Below are 13,104 nucleotides of genomic sequence, written 5' to 3'. Positions count from 1 at the left end.
TCTACCCGGCAGCCAGTATTTCTTTCGAAAAAAGTGTATCTGTTATTCCGGCATTTGTCAATAGATTTTTCTACTTTTACTGTTCTTCCGCCTGTGCCTCTCCTTCTCCGCTCTTTCCATCCTGGAACACAATAAAGCGGGAGACGCACAGGGCAATGCCGATTTCCGTCAGGATAAAGAGCACCGATGTTCCTCCGTAACTGATAAATGGAAGGGTAATTCCCGTTGCCGGCATCAGTTTCAGAACGACACACAGGTTCAGAATAACCTGAATGGAAATATGTGCAAAAACGCCGCTCACCATCAGCATTCCATACGCGTCCGGCGCATTCTGTGCAACCACAAACAGACGGTACAGCAAGTAGCCAAACAGCAACAATACAAGAAGCGCGCCAAATATTCCAAGCTCCTCGCAGATGATCGAGAAGATCATATCGTTCTGTGCTTCCGGAATTGTTGTAATCTTCTGCGTACTGTTGCCAAGTCCTTTTCCGAGAAATCCACCGGAGCCAATCGCATAAAGTCCCTGCAGAATCTGATAGCTGCCTCCGGAAAGCCATTCATAGATACGGTTCGACCGGAAGTCACCGCCTATTCTTTCAAAGATCTGCAGATTATTTTTTAAAATGATAATCGCAAAAACGCCAATTACCGCCGCGCCCGGAATCACACGCGCATAAAATTTTACCTCCGGGTCCGCCAGAAACAAAATGACGCAGGCGATGAGTCCCAGAATAATGGCGGTACTCAGGTTGTCCGTCAGAATCCACGCAGCCAGCGCCTGCAGCACGCCAAGTCCGAGGACAATCGCTTTTGCGCGGATGGTACGCATATTTTTTCCCATCTTCAGGATAATGTATGGCAAATACAGAATCAGCCCCAGCTTTCCAATCTCCGCAGGCTGAAGACTGACACCGACGATCCGGAGCCATCTTCTCGCCCCATAGGCTTCATAACCAAGCGGCGTAAACCTTACCGCCGCCATCAGAAGGAGACTTCCCCAGTATACCAGTGCTGCAATCCGCTGGAACCATACACTATGATAATCTACAAACTTCGACAATATCACAATCCCCACCAGAACAATAGCAGAAAGCCCCGCCTGATGCGTGAAATAATACATATCATTTCCTTTGAATGTACTGGCCGCCTCGTAGGCGCTCGCGCTGTACAGCATAATCAGTCCGAAGCTGACCAGCAGAATGGTGCAGGCCAGCAGGTTATAATCATAAAAATCCGAAGGAAGTTTTTTCTTCCTCTTTTTCTTCTTTTCTTTCTTCTGGGATGGCATGTTTACTTTCTCTGCCATGAAGTTTCCACCTCCATTGTTTTACTCCATTTATTTCAGTGCATAGCCAAGCAGGCTGACAAAGCCCGGATTTCGGTCGGTCGTTCCGAGGATAACCTTACGCACCAGCTCCGGATCGTCCGTGATAATGTTGTCCACGCCGCAGTTGACCATCCGCTGCATATCTCCCTGATAATTCAGCGTCCAGGCACAGACTTCTTTACCAAGACTGTGCGCATGCTCTACAAAGCTTTCTGTGATGTACGTATATTTTACAGAAAAGAAGTCCGCCGCGTCCATATCCTCCAGGCCTCCGTACGACATTTTCATCGTATACCCGGTCTTGATATCCGGATTGATTTTCTTTGCCTGCCTGAGGAAATTGTAGTTCATGGAGGTCAGCACACACTGATCCACAAAGTCATTGTCCTCGATGATTTTCACCACTTTTTTGACAATATTCTGGTTGTGGCCGTTGTATTTTACTTCGATATTCAGGTTGATTTTTCCTTTCGCGTACGCGATGACTTCTTCCAGCTTCGGAATCTGCTCGCCGCGGAATTTTTTGTTGAATCGTACACCGGCATCGAGCTGGCTGATTTCATCGTAGGTCAGGGTCCAGATGCTGGCATTCAGACCGGTTGTCCGCTTCAGATTTGTGTCGTGCATAAGGACAATCTCACCATCACTCGTCTCCTGTACATCGATCTCCGCGTAATCCGACATGCTGTCCACTGCATATTTGATCGCGCTCATCGTATTTTCCGGTGCTTTTCTGGCTCCGCCCCGGTGCGCTGACACCGAAATATACTGGGAGGAAGCCGTTGCCTCTGCACGTGTTGCGCGCATGGCATATACAAGATAAACCGTTTCTCCCGCCAGCATGGCGATCGTGAGAACCACCGCCGTTACCGGACCGCAGAAGGTGCGTACCAGCTTCGAGCTCGGCTTTTTCGTTGTCCGGCTCTTCTGGTAGCCCTTTCGGGAGGAACGGATAAAAATCAGATACAGATACGTAATGCTTCCGACAAGGCCGAACGCTCCGCCGATCAGGCTCATCGTCGATTTGACCCAGTCACCGTAGACGATGACGGTACTGACAACGGTAGACGGCGTTTTCACCAGCTTTGCATAGGCAACGACAGCCGTTCCGAAAATCAGATACAGAACCCACGTAATCAGAAAAATCATCACCTGGAAAGAGACGTTGATGCCAAGCTCACGCAGCACGCGTTTTTCCAGTGTCTGGCGCACCCGCAGATGGGTATTTTTCTCTTTTTCCGTCATCATGCACCGGAACGGGATGGTGTAGGAAAACACAAACGAGAACGCGACAAGCAGAATCGTCAGCACCACCGGGATCCAGTATGCCGGGAAGGCATTGAAAATCTTCGTCAGGGAAACCTGAAGCAGTTTCATACTGCGGATGGCGCTGTAGCTGCTGTGCAGCCAAAGGTACGGGAAGCTCGCCGCCATGTAGAAAAACCAGGTCCACGGGCGGGCGCGCACAAACTGTGCGGCTCCTCTTCCGCCGGCAAGCATCATGGCAGGAACGGAAATCCGTTTTCGTTTCCAGGAGGCCTCCAGAGCCGCCATGACAGCATAGATTTCAAACAACATACAGAAAAAGAAAACAAGCAGAATTCCAAAAATCAGCAGAAGGGTCAGCGGATGCAGCATGATCTTGTTGAAGTTTTCCGATGTCATATAACTCGTTCCCAGCTGTTTTAAGGAAAAGTTGATCGCCGCATTGGCGAGTCTTGAAACCAGCTGGCTGGAAAACAGGCGGTAGACCGTCTCAAATATCACGATGCTAAGCAGGTCTTTCTGCAAAAGTTTCCATGCCATATTCAGATAAATTCGTATCATTCCTGCATTTTTTACTGCCTTTTTTCTCATCTGCTGTTGTTCTCTCCTGTCAGCCGCAATTCCCCCCGATGAATCTGTATGCAAAAATTACCTTTATTTTTTCTCTTTTGTATTTTACATTTGACACTTCGAGTCTTTTTTGAAGCTCTTTTTCTTTCTGTTCATTTTAAACTATCTTCCAGTATAACACAAAACCGGGTCTTTGAGTATTCTTTTTTCTATTTCTGGTTGCACCACTTCTGCAGTTTTTTTACCATGGCGGATGGGCTGCTTACTGTGCCGTCGATTGGCGTGCCGAGTTTTTTCTGCCAGGCGAGGATTGTCTGCGGACCGATATAGCCGTCCATGCCGGCCGATGCCCATTTCTGCATTTCTTTTACAAGGGCCGATCCGCCTTTTGGCGTACTGTCCCACTCGGCGGCTGTGATGCCATCACAGAATTTCCGGTTGACGGCCAGCTGATTGCTGATTTTTCCATCCTGCGGTGTGCCGAAAAGTTCCTGCAGACGGCGCGTCAGATTTTCGCCCCAGATTCCGTCCTCTGCGACTGTCTTTCCGGATGGCTTTGCTGTCTCTGCCGATTTTTCTTTTGCGGGACCGGCATAACGGCAATACGCTGTATGGCAGTTGACCCAGCCTGCCCCTGAGAGAAGCCGTCCCCAGCTTGTGTTCTGGATTTCCGTCACCGTGTAGCTTCCCTGATCCCGGATCGTTCCGGCAATCCTGCTGTCCGCATCCGGTGCCTGACGGATGTTGAGGGCCGCTGTCTGCACCTGATAGATCCCGGGCGCATACGTTTTTCCTGTTCCGCTGCCTGCTGTTCCCGTTCCTGTGCTCCCTGCACCGCTTCCGATCATCCGCTTCATGCGGTCCCAGTCACCGCGGTTCATGATCTGGCTCGGACAGTATTTGCTGCAGATGTCATAATGACGATAGACTCTTTCCAGCGGAATCCCCGTCTCCCGCATGATCTCCCGCACCAGTGCCGCAGTATTCTCAAATGCTTTTTCATAATTATACCCGGCCTGCACACACATCTCCACACCGATGCTGTTCTTGTTGCCGTACTGCTGAAACAGATTTTTTCCTCCGTAATTAATGCCGACATGCCAGCACCCCCGGCTGTGCGGTGCCGCCTGGTAGGCTGTGTCACCGTCATCGACGTAATAGTGTGCGGAAATGTTCTGGAAATTCCCGTCATGCTGTGCTCTCGCATGTGCCCGCGCATCGGCACCTGCTGCGAAGTTGTCGGTGTTGTGGACTACGATACATTTGGGATTGTTTTCCGCATACGTATTCTGATTGCCAAGATACGACCGATCAATTCTCATATTCTCCCCTTTCTGACGGTTCAGACTGCTCCGGCATAACACAGATTTTTTGAAGCGCCGTTCACTCCGGCTTATGGATCTGCTTGATAATCTGATTCACATAATTGCTCAGCCCCGCCACCAGAATCCCCTGCGTGACCGCCGTAAAAACCGCCATCGCCCCCTCCTTCGCCGTCTCAATCTCACTCGTCGCCATCACCCAAACCGCACACAGCACCATGCTGATGCCGCCTAAGATCAGCGGAATGTACTTATTCTTCACCGCCTGCGACTGCCGCAAAGCAACACCGAAAAAATACAGCACGAACGCAACGACGATGAGTTCGGGCTTTACATAATTCATTGCTTCCATGGAACATCCTTTCTGACTGTTCTGTTTTTGAAAGTCTTTTTTCTATATTATGATGGGATAATGATTTACGACTGGATAAGATTTTCTTACTGTAAACCCAAAAAATCCCACCTGTTTTTCAGATGGGATTTTCCAGTGGTGTGCTGTTCTTTGATTTTTAATTTACTATCTTGTGCAGCAATTCCCCTGACCTGCCCCTGGCTGCGGTGCCGCACAGAAAGTCTTTGCATCAAACGACGGATTAAACGCATAAAAGTTCTTCGAATTCAATTCATCCTGTACAGAACGCAGTGCTTCACCAAAACGCTGGAAATGCACAACTTCACGCGCCCGCAGGAAACGAATCGGATCTGCAACTTCAGGATCTTTTACCAAACGAAGGATGTTATCATACGTTGACCGGGCTTTCTGCTCTGCTGCAATCATATAAGAACAACTTTTGATTAAAAGTTCCAGTGAATTTCAATCGGAACGTCCCTTGTTCCCGGAATACGTTTGCCGACAGATATATAATCAATCAGCGTTTCCACAATCTCGCGGGTAAGATGTTCCAAGTTGGTATATTGTTCAATCAGTTCGCGGCGATTATCGCCCGCCGCAATTTTTTCTTCGATTTCGGCTAACTGCTTTTCTCCGTCAGCAATCACACGTTCCAAACGGTCGCGCTCTGTGGTAAATCCTTTTGACATATCCACATAATCGCTTTCAGAAATTAAGCCCTTTACCTTATCCATATAAAGCTCTCGAATACCCTTTGAATACTCGTCAACCTTTTTTTGATAAACGGTAAGGTTAGAGAGTAGACGGGCTTTCTGCTCCTGTAAGTTATCACAAAATTCAATGTTCTGTTCTAACTCGTCTTTGTCAAGATATTCGGTAGCCAAACGGTTCAACTCGTCAATTACAAGTCGTTCCAGTTTATCAACAGAAATAAAAGAGCCAATACAAGCGTCTTTTGCTACATGGCGGTTAGAGCATTGCAGATAATGTTTATTGTGATTTTTGGAAGAACGCATTGTATAACCGCAGTTCGCACAACGGGCTTTTCTTGCAAATAAACCGATTGTGCCAACATCAAAGGGCTTTGCCCTTTGTTCGATTAACGCTTGCACTCTGTCCCATAACTCCCGGTCAATAATAGGTTCATGCGTTCCCTCGACAATGTACCATTCGCTTTTCGGGCGGGGTTTGTTTTGTTTCGTCTTATAGGACACACTACCATATTTCCCCTGCACCATATTGCCGATATAGATTTCATTTATCAGCATATCGGAAATAGCAAAGTATTTCCAAAGAGTGCTGTTTCTTGTTTTCGGCTGTTGGTATCGTAAGCCATGTAGACGTTTATATTCTGTTGGATTTGGTATGCCCCGGTCATTGAGCATACGGGCGATTGCAGTTTTACCGTAACCTTGTGAAAACAGGGTAAACACTTCTCGAACAACGGCAGCGGATTCTTCATCAATAATCAAATGCCCTTTTTGGTCTGGGTCTTTCTTGTAACCATAAAGAGCAAATGCGCCGATATGAAAACCATTCATACGTCTGTTTGTTAAGACACTTCGGATATTTTCAGACATATCCTCTAAGTACCACTCATTGACAAGCCCGTTAATTTGACGGGATTTTTTATTTCCCTTGTTAGCGGTATCTGCATTGTCAACAATACTGATAAAACGAATACCCCAAATAGGGAATAGTCCATGTATGTACTTTTCTACAAGTTCCAGTTCGCGGGTAAAACGTGACTGTGTTTTGCAAAGGATAATATCAAATCTGTGTTGTTCTGCGTCTTTGAGCAAACGGTTAAATTCTGGTCTGCGGCGGTCAGAGCCGGTATAGTCGTCGTCGCTGTAAATGTTGTAAAGTTCCCACCCCTGTTCCATAGCGTATTGCAGCAGCATAGCTTTTTGATTTTGTATGCTGTTGCTGTCGTCGGTTTCAAATTGCTTGTTTCTATCTTCTTCGGATAAGCGGCAGTAAATAGCTACTTTCATGTTCATATCTCCTCAGAGATAAAACAAGCTCCCTCTAATGGAATTATACCATAATAGAGGAAGCTTGTCATTATCGCTGCGCCGCGGTTATTCCTTTATTTTTTTCTAACTTATTGATAAGCTCAATCCATTTTTGCGTGAATTGGCTTTTAGTAGTCGTATTTTCGCCGCTTTTGAAAACACTACTACAAATGTTCTTAGATTTTTCGTTATTTGCCATAATTAGCCCCCTTTCAAGAATGGCTAATACACTATATGAAAAGTGGCAAGTCCACTATTACAACAAAGGGGCTTTCATCGGACGGCTGTTAGCACAACCTCGCGGGAGTTCCACCCCTGCCCGTTAAGGCAGCTCTACCCAATGCCTGCGACGCTTTTAACGCTCGGACTATGGCTATAAAGGCTTGTCTACCCTTAGTGCGTGTCGTCGCCACAAGCCGCTACACTTGTTCCCCGGCGTGGTGGTGGTCGCTCGACTTTCTCCAATAGAGGAAAAGTGTCATGGCGCACCCGCCGTATGGCTCGACGCAAAAAGGACGTATCCGATTTGCCCTATACTGCGTCGCCGTTATCTTGCGTCGCTTTCTTTTTCAAGGAGCAAGCAAGGTCAAGTCAACAGGCAGCGGAAAGGGGGACGCTGCTTGTGGTTATCTCAAACCTTGAATGAAAGGACTGCCCGCATAAGACGCGAACGCAAACGGTCGCGTATATCCTCGTCTATGCCCCAATAGGTATTCCCGCGCTCGTCGCGCAGCTTTCGCATAGATAGGGACGCTATGTAACTTTCGTAATGCTGTACGACAATGTTCATAGCTTCCGGGTCGCCCTTAGTTGCGGCTATGATTACCGGGTAAGGCAACAAGCCGCGCTCGTCCTGTTCTGATTTAATCTGTGTAATCATAGGCGCGTTCCTCCAAATAGCGTTTTAACAGCTCAAAAGAGCTTTCCCGGCGATAGCGTACTGTTGTTCTCGGAATGTTGCAGAGCTTTGCAATTTCTGTTTCGCTCATATCAAAAAAGTAATACAACAGGACAGCTTCGCGCTTTTCTTCCGGCAAACTGTGCAGAGCTTCGGCAAGCAGCTTCGCAGTAATTTCCTTGCCACCAACAACAAAAGACTGTTCCGCTTCATCATCTACAAAATACTGGTCGTAGACAAAAAGCTGATTTTCTTCCTGTGGCGACAGGTCGGAAAAAGTAACCTCGCGTAATTGCTGCCGCTTAATGTCCCTGCTGGCGTTCATAGCTTCCCGCTTCAACGCCTGTTTGCAAAAGCCGTTAAAAGCGCAACGGATTTGCCATTGGGTACGAATAGGCTCGTTCATGTTCTCACCCCCTTTCGCAGCCGCGAAAGCGGTAGAGTTTTGAAATGTCCCCTTTCGTAAACCCTCAAAACCACGCACCCCCGAATAGTCGGAGGTTTTACGGAATTTCTCAAAAAATTTTTTGAGAAAATGCAAAATGCGCCCGTCTGCAAAACGCAGACGGGCGCAAAGGAAATATCGCAAGTATATATATGAGTTTTTAGTTCATCTATGTAGCCGGAATATCCCATTGGCGGGTAATGGCTTTTTTTGATAGTAACCCATTAAGGCATAGTAAAAAGGACATGGCGATACCTCCTTGATACCGCCATATCCTCAAAAAAGGGTAACTTTAACACACCCTCCGTATTCTCACTTTTGAAAAAGAAAACAGCGGCTTTGATTGTTATTTCAAAACCGCTGTTAGGTTGCTTCTATTCTGTAAGGCGCGTGAAAATTTTACCGCCGAACAACGGTTTTTTTTATTTTCCGTTGGGCGGTTTCTACTTTTACGTATTATTTGACTACTTCCGTACTATTATCACTATTGATTTCTAACTTGTTTTGTCCCTCTCCAATTATCCTTTGTTTACAAGCGAAAGTTTCCTTGTTATAAGCCGCTTTATTAAAACGGGTCGTAATATCTAAAGTAGCATTACTGTTTTTTTCGTCATAATCCCTCCTACATTAAGTCTTTGTTTTCAACACCCTGTATGGAGAGAAAAGCAAAAATCAGTGAGATAAGCGTTAATATGACAGGGAATATAGCATTGTTTGCCATAGTAAAGTCGCCTATGTTTGCCTGCGTCAGTATAATAAGCAAAAATGAGGATATGATAGTTGCTTTTGACGATTTCATAGCCAAGCCAATAAACAGGGCTATAAAGCTCATTGTTACTATGACAACCGATTTCAAAATTAACTGCACATAAAAGCTCAAACTTGCCATATTAAAATCAAGTGGAAAAGCAGATACCATAAACTGTGAACCAATCAAAATGCACCCATAAAGTAATAACTTTGTAAGCACTAAAGCAGTAAAACTAAAAATCCATACCGCAAGCATTTGTGAAATAAGGATTTTCTGTCGCTTTATCGGATAAGAAAACATTAAATTCATGGTTTTATTCTTGTATGCACTCACAATGAACGAAGAAAGCATAACACTGGTAAATACAAGGAAAGACATACTTGTAAACAATTCAATAGGCGAAGATATAGTATTATTGCCGGGAACTGCGTCTGGTACGCCAGTATCCGGGTCGTTTGCAATACCAAGATAGGCAAGTGCGAACATGAATAGACAGAGAACCGCTGCCAAAATTACAGCATTACGGACATATTTGCCGATATTGTTTTTCTTCCATTCCAACTTAATCAGTTTCAACATGATTTCTCCACCTCCCCAGTCATTTTTAGGAAGTAATCTTCCAAAGTTTCCGCTTTTTTGCCAAGAGATATTACCTCAACATCATTCAAAGCAAGAGTTTTCGATAAGTCTTGTGTTGATACATGGCTGTCATAAATGCGGATTTTTTCGTCCTCAATAATCTTAAAATTATCAACTCCAAGTTTTTCACTTAACACATAAGCCGCCTTTTTCGTATTTAGTACAGACAATTCAATATAGGCTAAACTCATTTGCTCGATTTCTTTCATGCTGATTTCTTTCATCATCACACCATGATTGATTACACCGACAGTATCAGCAATACTTTCAATCTCTGAAAGAATATGACTGGAAATCATAATTGTTATGCCATATTCGGTGCAGAGTGTTTTCAACAGGTCGCGGATTTGCTTCATTCCTGCCGGGTCAAGTCCGTTTGTCGGTTCATCAAGGATAAGCAGCTCCGGCTTACAAAGAATAGCGCGTGCAATTCCAAGACGTTCTTTCATGCCAAGAGAGTAATTTTTAACGAACTTCCCGGCTGCGTCGGATAAACCCAACATATCAAGCGCATTTTCTACGCTGCCATGATTGTAGTACCCCATATATTCACAATGGAGTTTCAGATTTTCATATCCTGTCATGTGGTCGTAAAAGGTGGGAAATTCAATGATACTTCCCATTCGTTTTAAGACCTCATAGGATTGTGGTGAAAGTGTTTCTCCAAAAATCTCAATAGTTCCATTGGTAGGCTTCCAAAGGTTTGTAATCATCTTCATAACCGTTGTTTTACCTGCTCCGTTCGGTCCTAAAAAGCCATAGATTTCTCCTTTTTTTATGTGGAGATTAACGTCATTTACAAGATTTCTTCCGCCAATGGTTTTCGTAATGTGATTAGTTTGTAAAATGTACTGCATATTTCTTATCTCCTTTCTACATACCATTGTAACGGTTTCGATTTTCAAAACTCTTGAATAATCCTTACAAATTTCTTTCGCGGCATTTAGTAAGACATTTTTTTAAGTTTGACACTAAATACTGTCTTTATATTTGGAGTGCTGTCTAAAATAATATCTCCGCCAAGCTGTAATGCTAAATTTTTAGAAATTGTCAACCCCAAACCATTTCCCTGTATATTACGATTTCGGGAGTCCTCCATAGTAAAAAGGCGGTCAAATACACTAGCTGCAAAATTTTTGTCAATGCCTTTTCCCTTATCAATCACATCAATAAATACTGCGTTTTTATCTGTTCTTAAACTTATTCCTAAATATTTTCCATCTGCTCCATACCGGATAACATTAGAAATAAGATTAAATAAAATGCGCTGTATAGCTTCTTTATTTCCATGAACGTAAACAGAAGTTTCCGGTATATCAATATCAACTTGAAAAATTTTATTTGTCAGTATTCCATAAAAATCTAAGATACTTTCACGACAAACCTCGCACACATCAATTCTTGATAGTTCTATATCCATATCGCCAGACTCTAACTTTGCCAAAGTGAAAAACTGGTTAATCAATTCCATGACGTTTTCTGCTTTCTGCTCGATTTTTCCTAACATTTCGTCTGTACTTGTCCCATTGATACGCATAATTTCCAAATATCCCAAGATGACAGTCATAGGTGTCTTTATATCATGCGAAATATTAGAAAGCATTTTTTTTGAAGCAATTTCCGAACGACAATAATCAGCTTTTACTTTCAGATGATTTTCCAACAAACGGTTTATTTGCGCAGCAAGTTCCATAAGTTCTTTGTTTTCGGTAAAAACCATTACGCGCTCGGAGCTGTTTGTATCAGTTATTTCTTTTAGCTTTTCGCTGATTTTTTGTATTTTTTTCTGTATTCCAGTGCGAAAAGCAAATTGCTGATACAAAACTGTTATGAGTAAAATTACAATACAAATCAAAAGAAAAAAGATAATCGTCGGCTCACTCATAGCGTATCTCCCAATTTATAACCAATCCCCCAAACTGTTAGAATATAACGGGGATTTCGGGTATCGTCCTCAATCTTATTCCTCAATCTGCTGATATGCACATTAACAGCATTTTCATCTCCTAAATATGCGTCATTCCAAACAAGGGAATATATTTGTTCTTTGGTATATACCTTTTTAGGGTTTTGCAATAGTAATTTCAAAATATCAAATTCCTTTGCGGTCAATTCAATATTTTTCCCTTTTTTAGTAATGGAATAGTCGGATAAGTTCATTACCAAATCTCCGGCAGCCAGTATAGCCGGAGCAGTAACCGATGTATTATCATACTGGGTTGTTCTTCTTATATTTGCTTTTATCCGGGCTAAAACTTCTGCAACAGAAAAGGGCTTTGTAATATAATCATCAGCACCTAATCCCAAACCTAAAGTTTTATCTGCTTCGGTATCCTTTGCCGACACAATAATAACAGGAACTACGCTGTTTTTTCTGATATACTGCATAACGTCCATACCGCTGATTTTGGGTATCATAAGGTCTAACAAAACTAAACTAAATGTAGAAGTATCGAATTGATTACAGGCTTCTTGTCCGTCAACTGCACAAATAACTTCATAATTTTCAGTCGTTAAATAACTAGTCAGCATTTCGCTGATTTCTGTATCATCTTCAATTAACAGAATTTTGTGTTTATTCATAAATTGCTTTTTTCTCCTTTCTTCTGCCGTCAACAGGTTTTTCTGCGTCCTTTGGTATCAGCCACATATAACCGATTTTAGAAACTCCCGGTATTCTATCTTCTTTACAAAGTATCTGTACTCGCCTTTCAGAAATCCCCCATTTCTTTGCTGCTTCGGGGCAAGAAATATATTCCATAGTCAACCGTCCTTTCTTCAAATTCTATCAGAATAATTATACTCGGATAGACGAACAATAGCAAGTGTATGATATGCTCTATTTCTATCCGTACCATGATGTATGTAATCATATCTCGAAAGGAAGATGAAATATACAATGTAGTTGGGTGAAATGACTATGAAGCAGAACAAAGAAAAATTTGATTTTAAGGCTTTCGGGCAAGCTATTAAAGCCGCAAGAAAAGCAAAGGGAATATCACGCAATCAGTTAGCCGATACACTGAATATTGCGCCCCGATATATCGCGTCCATTGAGAACAGCGGGCAGCACCCAAGTTTACAGATTTTATATGAGCTTGTAACCCTGCTTGATGTATCAGTAGACCAGTTCTTTTTCCCTGAACGGGAACAGGAAAAGTCCACGCGCCGCCGTCAGCTCGATACCATGCTCGACGGTATGAGTGAAAAAGATTTGAAAATCCTGTCTGCTACTGCCAAAGGAATAGAGGAAGCCAACAAGGACGAAACGGGAGAATAAAGTTCTCTCGTTTTTGTTTATATAGAGTGATTGAAGCGTCGCAGATTGCGGCGTTTTTCTTTTGGGAAAGTTCGTCAAATTTGCCGTTCCCGGTGTTGTAGGTAGTAAGGGATTAAGTTTCGTAGCAAGCATAGGAAAAGAGTACCCTTTTCCGTATTTTCGCCCTCCCGTCCTGTGGTGCGTCGGTTGAAAATTGCTTGTTGGGAAGTGTCCCAAACCCTCGGAATGGAAAG

At 43.7% G+C, this 13,104-nt stretch carries 14 protein-coding genes and 1 pseudogene; 1 reads left to right on the top strand and 14 read right to left on the bottom strand.

Annotated elements, in window-relative coordinates:
• Positions 1–76: 76 nt before the first annotated feature.
• The 14 genes and pseudogenes from DWW13_RS10610 to DWW13_RS10550 all read right to left on the bottom strand — a co-directional run bounded on the left by DWW13_RS10610 (position 77) and on the right by DWW13_RS10550 (position 12,352).
• Complete coding sequence (locus DWW13_RS10610; RefSeq protein WP_082426238.1) at positions 77–1,309, bottom strand: FtsW/RodA/SpoVE family cell cycle protein; 1,233 nt, start codon at positions 1,307–1,309, stop codon at positions 77–79.
• A gap of 30 nt (positions 1,310–1,339) precedes the next feature.
• Entirely contained in the window at positions 1,340–3,187 is a 1,848-nt protein-coding gene (locus tag DWW13_RS10605; protein ID WP_118720055.1) for a glycerophosphodiester phosphodiesterase, read from the bottom strand.
• A gap of 188 nt (positions 3,188–3,375) precedes the next feature.
• Entirely contained in the window at positions 3,376–4,488 is a 1,113-nt protein-coding gene (locus DWW13_RS10600) for an N-acetylmuramoyl-L-alanine amidase (RefSeq protein WP_118720053.1), read from the bottom strand.
• Between the two features lie 61 nt (positions 4,489–4,549).
• Positions 4,550–4,840 carry a phage holin family protein gene (locus DWW13_RS10595; protein WP_117510326.1) on the bottom strand — a complete coding sequence of 97 codons (291 nt, stop codon included), beginning with the start codon at positions 4,838–4,840 and terminating at the stop codon, positions 4,550–4,552.
• Between the two features lie 165 nt (positions 4,841–5,005).
• Positions 5,006–5,263, bottom strand: a pseudogene (locus DWW13_RS10590) (manganese catalase family protein); the annotation flags it as partial.
• A 20-nt stretch (positions 5,264–5,283) separates the two neighbouring features.
• On the bottom strand, positions 5,284–6,843 hold the full coding sequence (locus DWW13_RS10585) for a recombinase family protein (protein ID WP_118720051.1): 1,560 nt from the start codon (positions 6,841–6,843) through the stop codon (positions 5,284–5,286).
• Positions 6,844–6,907: 64 nt separating this feature from the next.
• The gene (locus DWW13_RS19035) at positions 6,908–7,057 is read right to left on the bottom strand and encodes a hypothetical protein (RefSeq protein WP_178761796.1); all 150 of its coding nucleotides are present in this window, start codon (positions 7,055–7,057) and stop codon (positions 6,908–6,910) included.
• A 432-nt stretch (positions 7,058–7,489) separates the two neighbouring features.
• Positions 7,490–7,738, bottom strand: a complete 249-nt coding sequence (locus DWW13_RS10580; RefSeq protein WP_069410406.1) for a helix-turn-helix domain-containing protein — start codon at positions 7,736–7,738, stop codon at positions 7,490–7,492.
• Positions 7,722–8,162, bottom strand: a complete 441-nt coding sequence (locus DWW13_RS10575) for an RNA polymerase sigma factor (RefSeq protein ID WP_069410405.1) — start codon at positions 8,160–8,162, stop codon at positions 7,722–7,724. Before DWW13_RS10575 ends, DWW13_RS10580 begins: the two co-directional genes overlap by 17 nt.
• Positions 8,163–8,823: 661 nt before the next feature.
• Complete coding sequence (locus DWW13_RS10570; protein WP_118720049.1) at positions 8,824–9,531, bottom strand: ABC transporter permease; 708 nt, start codon at positions 9,529–9,531, stop codon at positions 8,824–8,826.
• A complete protein-coding gene (locus tag DWW13_RS10565) occupies positions 9,525–10,448 on the bottom strand; it encodes an ABC transporter ATP-binding protein (protein WP_117846281.1) in 924 nt (307 codons plus the stop codon). The genes DWW13_RS10570 and DWW13_RS10565 overlap by 7 nt, the downstream gene beginning before the upstream one ends.
• A gap of 86 nt (positions 10,449–10,534) precedes the next feature.
• The gene (locus tag DWW13_RS10560) at positions 10,535–11,476 is read right to left on the bottom strand and encodes a sensor histidine kinase (RefSeq protein WP_117846282.1); all 942 of its coding nucleotides are present in this window, start codon (positions 11,474–11,476) and stop codon (positions 10,535–10,537) included.
• On the bottom strand, positions 11,473–12,174 hold the full coding sequence (locus DWW13_RS10555) for a response regulator transcription factor (RefSeq protein WP_069410401.1): 702 nt from the start codon (positions 12,172–12,174) through the stop codon (positions 11,473–11,475). Before DWW13_RS10555 ends, DWW13_RS10560 begins: the two co-directional genes overlap by 4 nt.
• A complete protein-coding gene (locus DWW13_RS10550) occupies positions 12,167–12,352 on the bottom strand; it encodes a helix-turn-helix domain-containing protein (RefSeq protein ID WP_069410400.1) in 186 nt (61 codons plus the stop codon). Before DWW13_RS10550 ends, DWW13_RS10555 begins: the two co-directional genes overlap by 8 nt.
• A gap of 159 nt (positions 12,353–12,511) precedes the next feature.
• Between DWW13_RS10550 and DWW13_RS10545 the strand changes: the two genes are divergently transcribed.
• Positions 12,512–12,871 (top strand): helix-turn-helix domain-containing protein, encoded by a 360-nt coding sequence (locus DWW13_RS10545; protein WP_442857774.1) that lies wholly within the window; start codon positions 12,512–12,514, stop codon positions 12,869–12,871.
• Positions 12,872–13,104: the final 233 nt, after the last annotated feature.

The sequence above is a fragment of the Blautia sp. AF14-40 genome, assembly GCF_003479665.1.
Classification (GTDB): Bacteria; Bacillota; Clostridia; order Lachnospirales; family Lachnospiraceae; genus Fusicatenibacter; species Fusicatenibacter saccharivorans.
This window is presented reverse-complemented; position numbering and strand designations above follow the sequence as displayed.

Bases quoted from the DNA above. Each gene is read 5' to 3' on its own strand.
- DWW13_RS10610 (WP_082426238.1), bottom strand. From the start codon at position 1,309: ATGGCAGAGAAAGTAAACATGCCATCCCAGAAGAAAGAAAAGAAGAAA.
- DWW13_RS10605 (WP_118720055.1), bottom strand. From the start codon at position 3,187: ATGAGAAAAAAGGCAGTAAAAAATGCAGGAATGATACGAATTTATCTG.
- DWW13_RS10600 (WP_118720053.1), bottom strand. From the start codon at position 4,488: ATGAGAATTGATCGGTCGTATCTTGGCAATCAGAATACGTATGCGGAA.
- DWW13_RS10595 (WP_117510326.1), bottom strand. From the start codon at position 4,840: ATGGAAGCAATGAATTATGTAAAGCCCGAACTCATCGTCGTTGCGTTC.
- DWW13_RS10585 (WP_118720051.1), bottom strand. From the start codon at position 6,843: ATGAACATGAAAGTAGCTATTTACTGCCGCTTATCCGAAGAAGATAGA.
- DWW13_RS19035 (WP_178761796.1), bottom strand. From the start codon at position 7,057: ATGGCAAATAACGAAAAATCTAAGAACATTTGTAGTAGTGTTTTCAAA.
- DWW13_RS10580 (WP_069410406.1), bottom strand. From the start codon at position 7,738: ATGATTACACAGATTAAATCAGAACAGGACGAGCGCGGCTTGTTGCCT.
- DWW13_RS10575 (WP_069410405.1), bottom strand. From the start codon at position 8,162: ATGAACGAGCCTATTCGTACCCAATGGCAAATCCGTTGCGCTTTTAAC.
- DWW13_RS10570 (WP_118720049.1), bottom strand. From the start codon at position 9,531: ATGTTGAAACTGATTAAGTTGGAATGGAAGAAAAACAATATCGGCAAA.
- DWW13_RS10565 (WP_117846281.1), bottom strand. From the start codon at position 10,448: ATGCAGTACATTTTACAAACTAATCACATTACGAAAACCATTGGCGGA.
- DWW13_RS10560 (WP_117846282.1), bottom strand. From the start codon at position 11,476: ATGAGTGAGCCGACGATTATCTTTTTTCTTTTGATTTGTATTGTAATT.
- DWW13_RS10555 (WP_069410401.1), bottom strand. From the start codon at position 12,174: ATGAATAAACACAAAATTCTGTTAATTGAAGATGATACAGAAATCAGC.
- DWW13_RS10550 (WP_069410400.1), bottom strand. From the start codon at position 12,352: ATGGAATATATTTCTTGCCCCGAAGCAGCAAAGAAATGGGGGATTTCT.
- DWW13_RS10545 (WP_442857774.1), top strand. From the start codon at position 12,512: ATGAAGCAGAACAAAGAAAAATTTGATTTTAAGGCTTTCGGGCAAGCT.